This window comes from Nonlabens sp. YIK11 (genome assembly GCF_001413925.1).
GTDB lineage: Bacteria > Bacteroidota > Bacteroidia > Flavobacteriales > Flavobacteriaceae > Nonlabens.
In genome coordinates this window covers 1,221,741-1,237,542 of sequence record NZ_LBMJ01000001.1, presented here as the reverse complement: position 1 = coordinate 1,237,542, position 15,802 = coordinate 1,221,741, and the positions used below count along the sequence as shown (strand labels likewise).

The window sequence follows — 15,802 nt, the reverse complement described above, 5'->3', positions numbered from 1 at the left end:
TCCTAAAAAATTAAAGGGTAAATAAAGTTGATCATGATCAGGCCACCTATAAAGAATCCTATCACGGCTATTAAAGAAGGTAATTGCAGGTTACTCAATCCAGAGATCGCGTGACCAGAAGTACAACCACCAGCATATCGCGCACCAAAACCGACCAGCATACCACCTATCAATAGAATGGCAAGATTAGTTGGATCCATAAAATTCTCCAGCCCAAAGATTTCAGTTGGTAAGTAGGCTTCCTGCGCACTTTCAATGCCGTAATCTTGGGATAACTGCTGCGCCACTTCTGGATTGATTTCTACCGTGTTGTCGCTCATAAAGTTAGAGGCTATAAAACCACCTATTATGGCTCCCAGCACCACCATAAGATTCCAGCGCTCTGCTTTCCAGTCAAACCTAAAAAAATCTGCAGCCTTTCCAGCTCCTAATGCAGAGCAGGTCGTGCGCAGCGGTGAAGACATTCCAAATTGCTTACCTACCAGCAACAGCAGGAACATGGTAAGCGCGATTAAAGGCCCAGCAACATACCATGGCCATGGATCATTTATCCAACTCATAATTATAATTTTTTACAAACTTAGTGTACCCAACCCATTACCCGTGTAACCTTTGTTACCGCTCTAGAAATTATTAAGGTTGAGAAGTATCGCTTTCCTGCTTGCCTAGAGAAATTACCATGCAATCTTTCTAAGCCAGGTTCACATCAAAAAGATGCCCTATCAATGCTGTCATTCCCATAGCGATCGTTCCCCAAAACGTGATGCGCAATACCGGTTTCCAGATACTTGAACCACCAGCTCTCGCTGAAATTGCTCCTAAAAGAGCCAAAAACAAGATCGCAAATCCATATTGCACGTACTCCATTTGTTCCAACGGCGCCAGATAGGCTACTACCACTGGCATAAAACCACCTACGGTAAAAGCAATTCCAGAGGACAGCGCGGCTTGCAGAGGCTTGGCTTCTGTAATGTCCATGATGCCCAACTCATCGCGGGCATGTGCCTCAAGAGCGTTATGTTCGGTTAATTGCTGGGCGACCTCAAGAGCAGTTTCTTTTTTCAAGCCTCTATTCTCATAGATCTGTGCCAGTTCCAGCAATTCCTCTTGCGGAGTATCTTGCAATTCCTGCAACTCTCTTGCGAGATCAGACTTTTGCGTATCTGTTTGAGAACTAACGGAAACATATTCACCGGCAGCCATAGATAAGGCACCAGCTACCAGACCAGCGACGCCCGCGATAATAATGGGATCTCTGGTACTGCTGGCCGCAGCAACACCTATAATGATACTGGCCGTGGAAAGGATGCCGTCATTAGCTCCCAAAACACCTGCCCGCAACCAACCACTACGGTTGACGTAATGTCTCTCGTTATCCTGCAATACCGTCTTTTTATTTAAACTTTTCTATATCATCGCTCAAGTCGTAAATGGTCACGCCATTGACCTGTTTTTCAAGAATACTGCTGCCTGCCGCACTGCGATATCCACCGGCACAATGTACAACAATAGGCTTGTCAGTAGGTATCTCACCAGCCGTATCCCGCAATTCATGTAATGGATGTGAGAGTGCGCTCCCAAAGAATTTTACCTGTTCCACCTCGCTGGTGTTGCGTATATCTACGATTGTATAATTCTCTGGATGCTTAGTAAAATCCTCTAGATCTAATTTGTCTGTGGTTACAAGATCCTTATTTGCCAGAGTAATGACTTTAGAAAGCTGCTTTTCATAACCTATCTTGGCAACTCGATGCAGTAATTTGTCCTTGTTCTCCTCGTCATCAATAACAAGCGTAAATTCTTCTTGTGGCTCAATGATCGATCCCAACCAGGTTTCAAATTTTGCATTGTCAGACACTGCCTGAATGTTGAAACTTCCCTTAAGATGACCTTTTTTGAAGGTTTCCTCGTCTCGCATGTCAACGATAAGACCGCTGGCTGTGGCATTCTCTTCAAAAGGGATGCTTTCGATAGCAGGCTCCACCTTATCAGCACCTGTTTTATTGATATCCACATCGTACCCAAAATATGCTGGAATGAACGGTTGACCATCCAGCAAGGTGTCCATGAATTCTTCCTTAGTCTGGTCTTTAAACGCCCAATTGTTGGCACGCTCATCGCCCAGCGTGCTGCTGGCAGCATCGCTCATACCTTTACCACATAAAGAGCCTGCACCGTGTGCAGGATAAACAACGGCATCATCTGGTAAATCTGTGTATTTATGTTTTGTGGTGTGGTACATCATTTCGGCAAGCTCTTCTCGCTTTGCTTTCATATTGCCAGCCTTCTCACGCAAATCGGGTCTACCTACATCACCTATAAACAAGGTATCGCCAGTAAACATCGCGGTCTGGTCTCCATCTGTTGCAACTATGGTTATGCTGTCTGGAGAATGACCTGGCGTGTTGATCGCCTTCAACACAACCTTGCCCAGCTCGATCTGATCACCATCATCAAATGATTGGTGCGGATAATCGGCTCCCGTTTTTTTACTATTATAAATCGTGGCTCCAGTTTCCTGGTGAATTTCCAAATGCGAGCTCACAAAATCCGCATGCGGATGCGTTTCTATAATGGCGGTGATGGTGGCGTTATTCGCTTTCGCGAAAGCGTAATACTGCTCTGGATCGCGCTCTGGATCGATCACTGCCATTTTCCCATCGCTCAGTATGGCATAGGAATAATGGGACAGTGGCTTATATTCAAATTGTTTGATCTTCATAATTCTGTTTTATGGTTTAAAAATAAAAAAGGCAAAAACAAGATGTTGTAACCTTTGATACATAAGGGCATTGTCCTTGAAAAGCTATTGGTATTATTTCGTTTTACTTGATGCTAACCTTCGGTTCGCTCTTGCGATTATTATTCTTTGGTCCAGTCCAGATAGCCACCTTTTAAATCATAGATTTTAGTAAATCCAAGTTCTTCAAGGATGATTGCGGCCTTACCGCTGCGATTTCCAGACCTGCAATAGATGTAAATGGGCTTTGATTTGTCCAATTGTTCAAAGCTTTCTTTGAATTGATCCTTCTCAAAATAATCGATATTGATAGCACCGTCTATCGCTCCTTGATCAAATTCTGCTGAAGTTCGTACGTCCACTAATTGGACTTCGTTTTTCGTGATCGCCTCTTTGAATTCCTTCTTACTCAATACAGTGACCAGACTGTCAGATTGCGCTTGAATATTGCTGGAAAAGCCTAAAACTAAAAGAGCTATAAGTATATTTTTCATCGTTGGAATTTCTTTTTTAAAGTTACTAAAGATGGACGGCATAGGACGGATCTCGTTCGAGCAATATCATTTAGGCTGAAGCTTTTGCTATCATAAAGGTTTAATAATGTTTGAGAAATGGTAGATGAACTCGCTTTCGCGAAAGCGAAATATTTATCATCCATCTTGCAAAAGATTATATGGTAAGTTCCTTATAGATGATATAGACACCCATAATGAGCACGAACCATCCGAAAGCTTTTTTGAGCTTGCTGCCTTCCACAAATTTGTTGAGCCAGATGCCTATAAAAATCCCAATAATCGAAATCGCAGTAAACTTCAAAAGAAATGGCCAGTCGATGTCGTAGTTCTGTATATCGCCCAAAAATCCAATCAGCGAGTTGATGGCAATGATAAATAAAGAGGTGGCCACCGCATTTTTCATGGGTAGTTTTGCCAGCAACACCAATGCGGGAATTATTAAAAAACCGCCGCCAGCACCAACCAATCCGGTAATGAATCCAATTATCAATCCCTGGATACCTAATATGAAGTAATTGGGGTTTAGCTCTGCCTTCTTCTCGATGAGTTGTTCCTTGCTGTTGCGAATCATGGTTATCGCTGCCATAAGCATGATCACGGCAAAAAATACCATGATGGCCAAATCTCTGGTGACCTTGAAATTTCCAATATAAAATAAATCTTGCGGGACGGCAGGAATGATAAACGCTCGTGTCAAATACACTGCGGTAAAGGCTGGCACAGCAAAAATGATGGCTGTTTTAAACGCGACACGTCCATGAAACATATTTTTTACAGCGCCAACCATGGAGGTTGAACCTACCACAAATAAGGAGTAAGCGGTTGCGATAACTGGATTGAATGACAGCGCGTACACTAGAATAGGCACCGTGAGAATGGAACCGCCACCACCTATCAATCCCAGCACCAATCCTATGAAAAGCGCACCAACGTAACCTAAAACCTCTACAATCTCCATATTATCTTTAGATTCTGGACAAAGGTAGATGGAGCAGAAAGCTAGTTTGGTAACTGTTGTTACAGGACTTCAATAAAGCTGCGGTGCAATTTTATCTTGCCATCATTTTCCATTCGTTTCAATAGTCTTGAGATGACGACACGGCTGGTATGTAGGTCGCTGGCAATGTCCTTATGTGTGGTGTAGATGTGCTTGCTCTTGAGTACTTCTATTTTGTCATTTAGGTAATTCTCCAGCCGTTCATCCATTTTATTGAATGCGATATTATCGATGCTTTCCAGCATTTCCATCATTCTTGTATGATAGCTATTAAATACGAAGTTGCGCCAGCTTTTGTACTTGCTGGACCATTCTTCCATTTTGCCTATGGGAATCATGAGCAGTTTTGCGGGAGTTTCTGTCACGGCGTGGATTTCGCTTTTAGTATTTCCCATACAGCACGTCAAGGTCATCGCACAAGTATCTCCTTTTTCAAGATAGTAGAGCAACAGCTCATCACCTTGAGCATCTGCTCGCATGATCTTAATACTTCCTGATAGCAATAAGGGCATGAACTTTATAAACTCACCAACTTTAATGAGGTCTGTTCCTTCTTCCTCTTCTCTAAAATGAGACACTTTCTCGATTTCATGAAGTAAGTCCGGCTCAAATAAAGAGCCGTAAAATGCTGTGAATTCTGGTGTCATAATAATAAAGACATTGATATGAATATTCCTGGCATATTGAAATTTTCAAAGCGCATAAAAGATGCCTGGCCTTTATAAACTCTCAATAAGCAAAAGTACCTACATCATTTAAGATGTAACAGCAATACACTAAACGGATTTAATGTTTTCACAAAAGAAGAATTAGCTGGTCCAGTCTCATTTTGCTGATCTATTTTGCGTCACTTTTGTAAAAGATTTTCATATATGCCGACTGCCAAAAATCTTATTCTTACCATCTTATTGCTCCTCGGGCTAGTTTACACACCACAGGCTGATGCGCAATTTGAGAATTTGAAGGAGTTGTTCACTTTCTATCCCAATAGGAAAGCGGTAGAACGGGACTCAACATTGTATCCTTCTAAATTCATCGCTGCTCCAGTTGTGAGCTATTCTCCAGAGACTGATTTTGCCTTTGGTATTGGTGCTAAATATTTATTCAAGTTTGCAGGTAGTGGTGACGAGACGCGTGTTTCCAATATGCCCATCACTTTTCAATATACCTTGAACAGTCAATATTTCTTATACTCTGGTTTTGAAATATTTACCAATCAGGAAAAATGGGTGATCGAGGGAAATATTCTTTTTCAAAACTATCCCAGGCTATACTATGGTATAGGTAATGGCACTCCAGAATCTGCAGAAGAGGTTTACAACTACAACCAACTTCTTATAGAACCGATTTTTTTGAAACAGGCCTTCCTTAGACACCTTTTTGTAGGTGCTGGTATACGATACAATCATATCTACAATACAGATTTTGAGGAAGATGGACTTATCGCTACAGAACAACTGGACGGTTTTGATGGCTCCACATCAGTTGGTGTTGAAGTCGCAGCCCTTTATGATAGTCGTGATGTTATCCTGAATGCCTCTTCGGGTTGGTACTTAGAGTTTACCCATGGAAAATATGGAGAATTTTTAGGCGGCACCAACAAATTCAATTTAACGCGCATTGACCTTAGACATTTTTTGAAGGTTTCTAAGAAAAATAACGATGTGCTGGGTTTTCAGTTCGTAGGTAGAACGGTGCGCAATAACCAGCCATTTTCTGAATACTCTTTCCTAGGCAGCAGTGAAATCATGCGCGGTTATCGCGAGGGACGCTTTATAGACCGTGATCTGGTCGCCGCTCAGGCAGAATACCGCAAAAACTTTAAAGATTCCAGAATAGGTGCTGTGGTCTTTGTTGGTGCTGGTGACGTTTATAGAAACATTGACGAATTTCAATTCAGTAGCTTGAAGCCTAGTTACGGTGTTGGAGTGCGTTATAAGCTGGACGAATCAGAGAACCTCAACATAAGGCTGGATTGGGGTTTTGGTCGCGGAACCAACGAACTCTATCTAGGAATTGCTGAGGCCTTTTAGAACGACAAGCCAGCTGATGGCGCACAGCTTACAACTCGATTTGCAGACATAAAATACCTGAGCAAGTACTCACCATAAAACTATAAGGATTACCTAAAGGTGATCCTGGTGGAGCTCCGCTCTGAAAATACAAGCGCCCTAAAAATACCTGAGCGAGCTCAGACATTTTTAGGGCGTTTGTATTTATTCGTGACCGCGACAGGATTCAAACCTGTAACCGCTGGAGCCGAAATCCAGTGCGCTATTCAGTTGCGCCACGCGGCCTAATGACTTTCTTTAAATACTCTCTTCCTATTCCTGATTTGAAATACAATTCTCTCTTTCGGGCTTCTGCAAATGTGTCAAATTCTTCTTTGTGAACCAAGACCCAAGGGCGATATGGTCTAGTTGACGCTGTTTTTCCAGAATTATGTTGAGCCAGCCTTGAATCAAAATTCTTAGAAACGCCTTTGTACCAACGACCATCCAGCTCACTTTCAATCACATATACTACAAACTTCATGAACTTCCTTCAAGTGCGCCCTGCCTGCCGGCAGGCAGGTATTCAGTTGCGCCACGCGGCCGTTTTATTCGCTTTCGCGAAAGCGCAAACTTAAGACAATTTTGCTTTTACAATAGTGCTAATTGTTCTACCATCTGCTTTTCCTACAAGTTGGGTATTTGCCATTCCCATAACTTTTCCCATGTCCTTCATACCGTTGGCATTGGTGCGAACTATGATTTCTGCGACAACAGCCTCAATAGCCTCTTCACTTAATTGTTCTGGTAGGAATTGCTCAAGAACAGCTGCTTGAGCCAGTTCTGGTTCAGCGAGGTCTTCCCTATTTTGCTCGGAATAGATGCGGGCACTGTCCTTTCTTTGTTTGACAAGTTTTTGAACCAGTTTGATTTCTTCATCCTCACTCAAGCCATCAGACGCTCCTGAAGTTTTTGCCAGTAAAATTTCGCCTTTCACCGCTCTTAAAGCAGCAAGGGCTGTTTGATCTTTTGCCTTCATGGCCTCTTTCATCGCGGTCATGACATCTTTCTCTAAACTCATAATTCAAAATTGAATTACAAAAATAGGGATTCTGAAGGCAATTAAAAGCTACCTGACCAGTTACTACCGGGTAAATTAGCTGCAAGGAATACTCTTTCCTTAAATTGCCAAATCATGGTTCTTGTGGGCAAACCTTCTATGGATTTCACAAAAGACCATTCTGACTTCTCATCAAAATTACCTTTGAATTGCTCTGCATAATAGGCTCTGGCCGCTTCCTCGTTATTAAAATATATCGTCACCTGTCCCAATTCATGACCGGTTCCCTCAAGAAAAGTATACATGACGCCACGATAAGGTTGATCTAAGGCTTGAACAAAAAACTGATCTCGATTCTTGTTGGTATTATAAGGAAGTCCAGAAGCGAGCAGTTGCTGGTCAAAAGATGCCAGCGGATACCTAAATCCAATATTCTTTATTTGATCTGGCATGAACTCTTGATAATAAGCGACGTGATTTTTTTCACCTTCAATAAAAGATGATGGATTCGAGGTGTTTTCAGCAGGCTGCTGACCTAAAACTAAAAAGCTTGACAATAGAAATAGAATAAATAGAGATTTCATAGGTGTAAATTTGATTACCTAAACTAAAACTGATCCAGCATCCATACCATAGGGCAACTGCCGTATAAAAAAACCCGAAGCTGTTGTCCAGCTTCGGGTTTTTTAAAGGTTAAAATGTAGAACGTTTCTAGTCTACGTTATCGTGAAGGAAACTGTTGTTATTACCTCGCAACTGGATCTCATTGTTTTCGTCTGTAGACAAGGTCGTTCTAGATCTATCGCTTGATGTAGGAGTTTCATCCAGTTCCACACCATGTCTTAAATAAGCCGGCTTCTTTTCAATTTCTTCCAGTCTATGGCTGCTTTTGAACTTGAAGTTGTAGGCATGCATTTTACGTTTACGCTCTTCAGCACGCATTTTTAAAACCTCATTGATGGGTAGATCTGTAGGATCCAGATCTTCCATGACTTCTTTCTTAATCGTTTCTGGAGCGGCATTGATAGGAGCTTCAACGGTTCTGATGTTTACCTGTTCTGTTTCTGTTTTAGGTTTTTCAGTAGATCGTCTGGCGTTGTTCAACGTCTGCTCTACTTCCATATAATCGTCCAGTGAATATTTTCTAACGCCTTCATTAGAAACCTCCGTAATAGGAATGATTTCTACTGCATCGTTGACTTCAATGTCATCAAGATTGTATGTGATCTTTTCTTCTGCAGGCTCCTCATTTTTAGTCAACGGCAAGTCAAAGTTGAGCAAAAACTGATCTTCCTCTTCTTCTACCTCTTCCAGTTTGTGAACGACCGGTTGCTCTTCAACAACTTCTTCCTTAATGATCAATTGTGGTTCTTGATCCAGGACTTCTTCATAAACCACGTTCAGGTTCTTGATAAATTCCGTTGTTGGTATTAATGGATTCTCGTTTTTAGGAACGATAATTTCCTCTGGTTCTTCATCACCTAGTTCATGCATGATGATCAATGGCTCGCTGGATGGCTCTGGTTGTGATGGAGCTGGTTGTGATTCCGCTTTCGCGAAAGCGGACTCTTCTTCATCCTTCTTGCTTTCCTCGACTTCTTCATCCATGATAAGCGTTCCTGCAACCACGCGATCGTTGGTCTCTTCCAAAACCTGGGTGGCTCGCTGTTCCTCTTCCAAAGTGTGGATGATGCGCGTGCCTTCTGTATTTGAGATTTCGTTTTGCTGCTCTGCATTAAAACCCGTGGCAATCACGGTAACTGCGATGGCATCGCCCAGCGCCTCGTCCTCGCCCACACCCATGATGATGTTAGCGCCGCCGCCAGCCTCATTCTGGATGTGCTCGTTGATTTCACCTATCTCGTCAATGGTAATTTCTTCAGTTCCAGAAACGATGAGTAGCAACACGTTTTTGGCACCTGTGATCTTGTTGTCGTTCAACAATGGAGAGTCCAATGCTTTAAGAATTCCTTCTTGAGCACGGTTGGAACCAGTGGCCTGAGCACTTCCCATGATCGCTGTTCCAGAATTTGACAATACGGTTTTTGCATCACGCAAGTCAATGTTTTGCGTGTAGTGGTTGGTAATTACCTCTGCAATACCGCGTGAGGCAGTAGCAAGTACCTCATCTGCTTTTGAGAATCCAGCCTTGAAGCCTAGATTTCCATACACGTCTCGCAGTTTGTTATTATTGATGATCACCAATGAATCCACGTTCTTACGGAATTTCTCAATTCCCTTTTGTGCTTGTTCATTACGTACTTTTCCTTCAAAATGGAATGGTGTCGTCACGATCCCAACGGTTAAGATTTCCATTTCACGAGCGACTTGTGCAATGATAGGCGCAGCACCAGTACCAGTACCACCACCCATTCCTGCGGTGATAAATACCATTTTAGTTCTCGCATCGAGCATGGCTCTCACATCTTCTATACTCTCTTGTGCGGCGCGCTCACCAACCTCAGGATTTGCACCTGCACCAAGACCTTCGGTCAAGGTAACTCCCAACTGAATCTTATTGGGAACTGGACTGTTTTCCAAGGCTTGTGAATCTGTATTGCAGATTACGAAATCCACACCTTTAATTCCTTGCTGGAACATGTGTTTGATGGCGTTGCTACCACCACCACCTACACCTATAACCTTGATCACGTTGGACTGGTTTTTAGGTAGATCAAATGCGATACTATTAAAATCGTCGTTGCTCATATATTGCTACTTTTACCTTTACTACTTTATTGTTGAAGGTGGTTTTAAGGCCTTCGTTATTTTCTTTTTCTTTTTTATTTCTTCTATTCTGCTTTGTCCAGAAAGTCCTTGAACTTATTGGCCCAATTCTCAAATATGCCTTTGCTCTTTCTAGGTTGGGTTACCGTTTGCTGTTCTTCTGTTTCAGGTGCTTTAGGCTTTTCTTCTACCGGCGTGTTATTTTCAGCATTAGCATTGGAAACCGCTGCTTCTTTTTGCTGGCCTATTGCCGTGTGGAATTCATTTGCCTCTAATCCTTTCAATACCAGTCCTACCGCTGTTGCAAACAACGGGCTGGTACTTTCAGTATCGCTGTCGCCAGCTAGATGCTCGTTAGGGTAGCCTATACGACTGGGCATTCCTGTAACATATTCCGCTAGCTGTTTGATATGCTTGAGCTGGCTACCGCCACCGGTAAGCACCACACCAGCGATCAATTGCTTTTTAGGTTCGTCATGACCATAATTCTTGATCTCAACAAATACGGTTTCCAGAATCTCAATCACTCTGGCATGTATGATCTTGCTCAAGTTCTTTAGGGTAATCTCCTTAGGCTCTCTACCGCGCAAACCTGGAATAGAAACGATTTCGTTTTCCTTATTCTCGCCTGGCCAAGCACTACCAAATTTTGTTTTGAGCAGCTCTGCCTGCTTTTCAATGATCGAGCAGCCTTCTTTGATATCTTGAGTGATGATGTTACCTCCTTGAGGTATCACTGCGGTGTGACGAATGATTCCATCCTTAAAAATTGCGAGGTCTGTGGTACCACCACCTATATCGATAAGTGCTACTCCAGCCTCTTTTTCTTCCTGGCTCAAAACAGCATCTGCACTCGCGAGAGGTTCTAAAGTGATGTCTGACAATTCCAGATCAGCGCTTTTTACACAGCGACCTATATTTCTAATGGACGCCACCTGACCTACCACTACATGAAAATTAGCCTCTAATCGGCCACCATACATTCCAATGGGTTCTTTGATCTCTGACTGTCCATCAATCTTGTATTCTTGAGGCAGCACGTGGATGATCTCTTCACCTGGCAGCATAACGAGCTTAAATACCTGATTACACAACTTTGTAATATCATCTTGATTGATCACCGTTTCACTATCGCCACGAGTGATGTAATCGCTGTGTTGCAAACTGCGTATATGCTGTCCCGCTATACCTACAGTAACGTCTTTGATTTGTATACCACTCACGGCTTCAGCTTGTGAAACCGCTTGTTGTATGGAGGTGATCGTTTGCGTGATATTGTTGACCACACCACGATGAACGCCCAGACTTTTTGATCTTCCTACACCTAGGATCTCAAGTTTGCCGTACTCATTTTTGCGACCAATCATGGCAACGATCTTTGTCGTACCTATGTCTAGTCCTACTGCAAATTCTTGTGGTTCCATTATTCTTCCTTTTTAACTACAATTACCTGACCGTCAAACCTCAAGTCCATCGCTTTGATTTGATCGACTGCTTTGTCTTTTTCTACCTTGGCAAGCATTGCTTTAAAGTTGGTCATCTTACTATGCAACTTATCCAACTTGCCCAGTTTTAATCTCATATCATTGGAACGCAACATCAATGTGGCGTTTCCCTTGCTATCCAGAACGATTTGCGTGACTGCCGCATGAAGCAACTCATCATTTTCCAGATAGACTAAAAATTCATACAACTCTTCCTGAAATTCAGGCTTGAAACCCAGGACTACAGGAACCAGCGCCGTGTGTTCACTAGATAGCGGCATCATGCTATTATCACTATCCAGATAGACAGTAAGGCCTCCTAGCAATCTTGCTAGTGGCCTGCGTTGCTCTACCATGACATGTAGTTTCCCGTTAAGATCCACAGAAACCTCTGCGGCTCTGATCATTGGGTCTGCGACAAGTCTGGTCTCGCTCTTATTCAAATCTAATTTTTCTACCAGCCGATTATCGACACTATCTTCTTTTTGTATCAACAATTTATTAACGTTATCTTCAGATATAAACGGGTCACTGTAATCTGTAAATGAGATATTTATATCTACGATTTCGCGATTGTAATGACGCTTGTTAGCAAAAGAATACAGCGCCAAAATCCCAACAAGAATTACAGGTAAAATCAATAGATTGAATATCCTCTTCATCGTGCCAATTCTTTAACTACTCGTTCCACTTCGGCTCCTATATCACCAGCTCCCAGTAACAGCACTATCCTATTACCCATTTCTTTTACAAACTCTGCTATATCTTCCTTTTCCAGCAAGGTCGTCATGTGTGGCGATTGTTCCTGATTACGAATTAAATCACATAGCACTGCAGCATGGACACCTTCCATAGGCTCTTCTCTTGCAGCATAAATGTTAAGTATACCTACCTTGTGAAATTGCGATAAACTTGATGCAAAATCATCCATGAAATCCTTAGTGCGTGAGTACAAGTGCGGCTGGAAAATGACGGTGTATTCTCCATCAGGATACATTTCAGCGACGGCTTGATACACCGCATTGATTTCCGTTGGGTGATGCGCATAATCGTCAATGACGACAAATTTTTCAGTGTCTAACTTGTAGGAAAACCTGCGTTCCACACCTTTGAATGTGGCCAGTGCTTTTTTAAGTTTTTCAGGATCAGCACCATATTCAAGAGCCATGGCAACGGCTAAAATCGCGTTTGCCAGATTATGTCTTCCAGGCAACCTCAAACTCCAATTTTTTATGGTTCCCGATGGAGTTACCAGATTGAAGTAATAGGCGCCGTCGACGATGGTCAAATGACTGGTGTGATAATCGCCAGAATCAAAACCGATGGTATTACCAGAAAGCTTCACAGATTCATTGATAAACAACGCACCTTCAGGAACTAGCGCACCAAATTCTTCAAAAGCCTTTCTAAATTCTTCCTCGTTTCCATAAATGTCCAAATGGTCTGGATCAATAGCCGTTACACCTGCCACATTAGGCTCCAATTGTAGAAAAGACCTATCAAATTCATCTGCCTCAACGACCATAACATCGGTACCGCTATTGAGGTAGTTGGTGTTGTACCCTTCTAGAATTCCGCCCAGAAAGGCTGTAGTTTTAATGTCGCTTTGATATAGTAAATGCGCCAAAATTGCACTGGTTGTCGTCTTCCCATGAGTTCCAGCGATCGCCAGACAAGTCATGGTTTTAGAAATCTGTCCCAGCAATTGAGCACGTTTGGTGATGGGTATTCCGCTTTCGCGAAAGCGAACTAATTCATCAAAGGTTTGTGGTACGGCTGGCGTGTACACTACCTGTGCAGTTTCGGGATTTTTGAAGGCCGAAGGGATCTCATCAAATTTGCTTTGATAATGAATATCGATACCTTCATCTTCCAATCTTTTTGAAAGTGACGTGACGATACGGTCATAACCAGCAACCTGCTTGCCTTGCTTGTGCAGATAACGCGCCAGCGCGCTCATCCCAATCCCGCCGATGCCGATGAAATAAAAATGGGTTATGTCTTTCAAATCACGCATCAATGAGTTCTTTAATATGGTTGACGATCTCTACGGTCGCATTGGGTTTTGCGAGTTTGGAGAGGTTTGCAGACAATCGTTGCTGTAACGCTGTATCACTGGAAAGCTGCTTCCAGATCATCGGGAAATTAACGTCCAGTTCCTGTTCTCTTATCATGAGCGCCGCATCTTTATCCTGGATGGCGAGCGCGTTTTTAGTCTGGTGATCTTCGGCGACGTGCGGCGATGGTATAAAAATGACGGGCTTGCCTATAAGTGCCAACTCTGATATCGTACCGGCGCCAGCACGGGAAATTATAATATCTGCCGCAGCATAGGCCAGATCCATGCGGTTCAAGAAAGCATTTACCTTAACCGTGTTGCCATCGTGTTTTTTATATTGATCATAGTACAGCTTCCCGCATTGCCAGATGATTTGGGTGTCCTGCTGGAGTTCCTCCAATTGACTTTCAATCAATTGGTTGATCCTGTGGGCACCTAGGCTGCCACCTAAAACTAAAAGTGTTTTTTTGTTAGTATCCTCAAATCCGAAATGTTGTAATGCTTCAGCTTTTGAAGTTTTTTGATCTACAAGATCCCGACGGACCGGATTGCCAGTAAAAACTATTTTATTTTTCGGGAAAAATCGTTCCATGTGATCGCTCGCCACACAAACTTTATCCACTTTCTTAGCAAGTAGTTTATTGGTTATCCCTGCATAGGAATTTTGCTCTTGGATTAAAGTTGGTACACTTTTTTTATGTGCCATAAACAATAACGGACCACTGGCATAACCGCCAGTTCCAATAGCGACATCAGGCTTGAATTCACTGACAATCTTGCGGGCATCCAGTAGGCTTTTCACAACCTTCAATGGAAAGGATAGATTTTTGGCAGACAGCTTTCTTTGCAAACCGCTTATCCACAAACCCTTGATTTCATAACCGGCCGCTGGAACTTTCTCCATTTCCATACGGTCGTTAGCGCCTACAAATAGAATAGCACAATCGGGCCATCTACGACGGCATTCATTTGCAATCGAGATCGCAGGGAAAATGTGGCCACCTGTGCCACCGCCAGATATGATGATTCTACAAGGCTTCACTCAATACATCTAATGGGTTCAATTCTTCCTCAGGAGTTTCCTGAGCTTTTATAGCTTGTCTTTTTGCACTTACGCTTAAAATAATTCCTATTGCCATACACGTCATCCAGATGGAGGTTCCACCACTGGAAATCAACGGTAAGGTTTGCCCTGTTACTGGGAATAGATTCACGGCTACCGCCATATTGATCAATGCTTGTAAAACAATGGGAAAACCAACACCTATGACTAGTAAGGTTCCAAAAATGGTATCAGCTTTATTGGCAATGACCACTAGTCTGAATAAGACCAGCATATAGACCAGCAACACGACGGCACCACCTATAAGACCAAATTCTTCAATGATAATCGCATAAATAAAGTCGCTGCTGGATTGTGGTAAAAAGTGTTTTTGCTGGCTTTTGCCGGGACCTTGTCCCCAAACGTACCCAGTTGCTATCGCTGTTTTTGCCTTGTCAACCTGATATTCTGAATCTGAGGTTCCGTCACCAGAGAAGCTTTCAATACGACTTACCCATGTGTCGACGCGATTAGGGAATGCGTCTGGAAAAGCCTTTGCGGTAATGATAAATAAGGTCAACACCAATAGACCGCTACCAACGATAGCTAATAAGTATTTCCATGGATAACCGCCTATAAAACACACTAGCAATACCATTAAAAACAATATCGCTGTCGTTGAGAAATTGGATGGTAATATGAGTGCCAAGATCAATCCTACTGGCAACCACAAAGGCAAAAGCGATTTCTTGAATTCAATCACCTTTTCCCTCATGGCATTAAGGTAGCGAGCTACCCAAACCATTAAAACCACTGCGGCTAGCGTACTGGTCTGGAATCCTACACCTACAATCGGGATTTGAATCCAGCGACTGGCGTTTGCTCCATCCATTTCAGTTCCTTGAAATGCAGTGAATATGAGTAGCAAAATCACGATCGGAAGCATGATAAAACTCAATCCCTTGAAATAATTATAGGGTATTTTGTGGAAGGTATAAGCGATGCCCAATCCCAAAACTAAATGTGCAAAGTGCTTGATCACATATTTAAGCGTATTCCCTTCACCACCATTGAGGTAGGCCAAATTACTACTGGCACTATATACCGGTAAAAACGAAAATATCGCCAGTATCAATACCAGTGCCCATAAAAAGGAATCGCCAGATATGTAGTCTTTGATCTTCAAA

General features: G+C 42.7%; 16 protein-coding genes and 1 tRNA gene. 1 reads left to right on the top strand and 16 read right to left on the bottom strand.

Annotated features, from left to right (window positions below; genetic code table 11):
* Positions 1-2 precede the first annotated feature (2 nt).
* The 6 genes from AAU57_RS05530 to AAU57_RS05505 all read right to left on the bottom strand — a co-directional run bounded on the left by AAU57_RS05530 (position 3) and on the right by AAU57_RS05505 (position 4,899).
* Entirely contained in the window at positions 3-560 is a 558-nt protein-coding gene (locus tag AAU57_RS05530; RefSeq protein WP_055411967.1) for a YeeE/YedE family protein, read from the bottom strand.
* Between the two features lie 130 nt (positions 561-690).
* On the bottom strand, positions 691-1,383 hold the full coding sequence (locus AAU57_RS05525; RefSeq protein WP_055411966.1) for a VIT family protein: 693 nt from the start codon (positions 1,381-1,383) through the stop codon (positions 691-693).
* A 10-nt stretch (positions 1,384-1,393) separates the two neighbouring features.
* Positions 1,394-2,722, bottom strand: coding sequence for an MBL fold metallo-hydrolase (locus AAU57_RS05520; RefSeq protein ID WP_055411965.1), 1,329 nt, complete (start codon positions 2,720-2,722; stop codon positions 1,394-1,396).
* Between the two features lie 140 nt (positions 2,723-2,862).
* On the bottom strand, positions 2,863-3,234 hold the full coding sequence (locus AAU57_RS05515) for a rhodanese-like domain-containing protein (protein ID WP_055413683.1): 372 nt from the start codon (positions 3,232-3,234) through the stop codon (positions 2,863-2,865).
* A gap of 175 nt (positions 3,235-3,409) precedes the next feature.
* Positions 3,410-4,213 carry a sulfite exporter TauE/SafE family protein gene (locus AAU57_RS05510; RefSeq protein ID WP_055411964.1) on the bottom strand — a complete coding sequence of 268 codons (804 nt, stop codon included), beginning with the start codon at positions 4,211-4,213 and terminating at the stop codon, positions 3,410-3,412.
* A gap of 59 nt (positions 4,214-4,272) precedes the next feature.
* Positions 4,273-4,899 carry a Crp/Fnr family transcriptional regulator gene (locus tag AAU57_RS05505; RefSeq protein ID WP_055411963.1) on the bottom strand — a complete coding sequence of 209 codons (627 nt, stop codon included), beginning with the start codon at positions 4,897-4,899 and terminating at the stop codon, positions 4,273-4,275.
* A 225-nt stretch (positions 4,900-5,124) separates the two neighbouring features.
* Here AAU57_RS05505 and AAU57_RS05500 point away from each other — a divergent pair, with 225 nt between their 5' ends.
* Positions 5,125-6,285 (top strand): BamA/TamA family outer membrane protein, encoded by a 1,161-nt coding sequence (locus tag AAU57_RS05500; protein WP_055411962.1) that lies wholly within the window; start codon positions 5,125-5,127, stop codon positions 6,283-6,285.
* Positions 6,286-6,475: 190 nt separating this feature from the next.
* Here AAU57_RS05500 and AAU57_RS05495 read toward each other — a convergent pair.
* The 10 genes from AAU57_RS05495 to AAU57_RS05450 all read right to left on the bottom strand — a co-directional run bounded on the left by AAU57_RS05495 (position 6,476) and on the right by AAU57_RS05450 (position 15,801).
* Positions 6,476-6,549 (bottom strand) — tRNA-Arg (locus tag AAU57_RS05495).
* Positions 6,527-6,787, bottom strand: coding sequence for a GIY-YIG nuclease family protein (locus AAU57_RS05490; RefSeq protein WP_055413682.1), 261 nt, complete (start codon positions 6,785-6,787; stop codon positions 6,527-6,529). The genes AAU57_RS05495 and AAU57_RS05490 overlap by 23 nt, the downstream gene beginning before the upstream one ends.
* 90 nt (positions 6,788-6,877) lie before the next feature.
* Complete coding sequence (locus tag AAU57_RS05485; RefSeq protein ID WP_055411961.1) at positions 6,878-7,324, bottom strand: GatB/YqeY domain-containing protein; 447 nt, start codon at positions 7,322-7,324, stop codon at positions 6,878-6,880.
* 41 nt (positions 7,325-7,365) lie between these two features.
* Complete coding sequence (locus AAU57_RS05480; protein ID WP_055411960.1) at positions 7,366-7,887, bottom strand: hypothetical protein; 522 nt, start codon at positions 7,885-7,887, stop codon at positions 7,366-7,368.
* A gap of 127 nt (positions 7,888-8,014) precedes the next feature.
* The gene (gene ftsZ / locus AAU57_RS05475; RefSeq protein WP_055411959.1) at positions 8,015-10,012 is read right to left on the bottom strand and encodes a cell division protein FtsZ; all 1,998 of its coding nucleotides are present in this window, start codon (positions 10,010-10,012) and stop codon (positions 8,015-8,017) included.
* 83 nt (positions 10,013-10,095) lie between these two features.
* Entirely contained in the window at positions 10,096-11,454 is a 1,359-nt protein-coding gene (gene ftsA / locus AAU57_RS05470) for a cell division protein FtsA (protein ID WP_055411958.1), read from the bottom strand.
* The gene (locus AAU57_RS05465) at positions 11,454-12,176 is read right to left on the bottom strand and encodes a cell division protein FtsQ/DivIB (RefSeq protein WP_055411957.1); all 723 of its coding nucleotides are present in this window, start codon (positions 12,174-12,176) and stop codon (positions 11,454-11,456) included. The genes ftsA and AAU57_RS05465 overlap by 1 nt, the downstream gene beginning before the upstream one ends.
* Entirely contained in the window at positions 12,173-13,531 is a 1,359-nt protein-coding gene (murC, locus tag AAU57_RS05460; protein WP_055411956.1) for a UDP-N-acetylmuramate--L-alanine ligase, read from the bottom strand. The genes AAU57_RS05465 and murC overlap by 4 nt, the downstream gene beginning before the upstream one ends.
* Complete coding sequence (murG, locus tag AAU57_RS05455) at positions 13,524-14,615, bottom strand: undecaprenyldiphospho-muramoylpentapeptide beta-N-acetylglucosaminyltransferase (RefSeq protein WP_055411955.1); 1,092 nt, start codon at positions 14,613-14,615, stop codon at positions 13,524-13,526. Before murG ends, murC begins: the two co-directional genes overlap by 8 nt.
* Positions 14,602-15,801: an FtsW/RodA/SpoVE family cell cycle protein gene (locus AAU57_RS05450; protein WP_055411954.1), complete on the bottom strand. Its 1,200-nt coding sequence runs from the start codon at positions 15,799-15,801 to the stop codon at positions 14,602-14,604. Before AAU57_RS05450 ends, murG begins: the two co-directional genes overlap by 14 nt.
* Position 15,802 lies beyond the last annotated feature (1 nt).

Excerpts from the sequence above, each read along its gene's own strand:
- AAU57_RS05530 (WP_055411967.1), bottom strand. The coding sequence starts at position 560 with ATGAGTTGGATAAATGATCCATGGCCATGGTATGTTGCTGGGCCTTTA.
- AAU57_RS05520 (WP_055411965.1), bottom strand. The coding sequence starts at position 2,722 with ATGAAGATCAAACAATTTGAATATAAGCCACTGTCCCATTATTCCTAT.
- AAU57_RS05515 (WP_055413683.1), bottom strand. The coding sequence starts at position 3,234 with ATGAAAAATATACTTATAGCTCTTTTAGTTTTAGGCTTTTCCAGCAAT.
- AAU57_RS05510 (WP_055411964.1), bottom strand. The coding sequence starts at position 4,213 with ATGGAGATTGTAGAGGTTTTAGGTTACGTTGGTGCGCTTTTCATAGGA.
- AAU57_RS05505 (WP_055411963.1), bottom strand. The coding sequence starts at position 4,899 with ATGACACCAGAATTCACAGCATTTTACGGCTCTTTATTTGAGCCGGAC.
- AAU57_RS05500 (WP_055411962.1), top strand. The coding sequence starts at position 5,125 with ATGCCGACTGCCAAAAATCTTATTCTTACCATCTTATTGCTCCTCGGG.
- AAU57_RS05490 (WP_055413682.1), bottom strand. The coding sequence starts at position 6,787 with ATGAAGTTTGTAGTATATGTGATTGAAAGTGAGCTGGATGGTCGTTGG.
- AAU57_RS05485 (WP_055411961.1), bottom strand. The coding sequence starts at position 7,324 with ATGAGTTTAGAGAAAGATGTCATGACCGCGATGAAAGAGGCCATGAAG.
- AAU57_RS05480 (WP_055411960.1), bottom strand. The coding sequence starts at position 7,887 with ATGAAATCTCTATTTATTCTATTTCTATTGTCAAGCTTTTTAGTTTTA.
- ftsZ (WP_055411959.1), bottom strand. The coding sequence starts at position 10,012 with ATGAGCAACGACGATTTTAATAGTATCGCATTTGATCTACCTAAAAAC.
- ftsA (WP_055411958.1), bottom strand. The coding sequence starts at position 11,454 with ATGGAACCACAAGAATTTGCAGTAGGACTAGACATAGGTACGACAAAG.
- AAU57_RS05465 (WP_055411957.1), bottom strand. The coding sequence starts at position 12,176 with ATGAAGAGGATATTCAATCTATTGATTTTACCTGTAATTCTTGTTGGG.
- murC (WP_055411956.1), bottom strand. The coding sequence starts at position 13,531 with ATGCGTGATTTGAAAGACATAACCCATTTTTATTTCATCGGCATCGGC.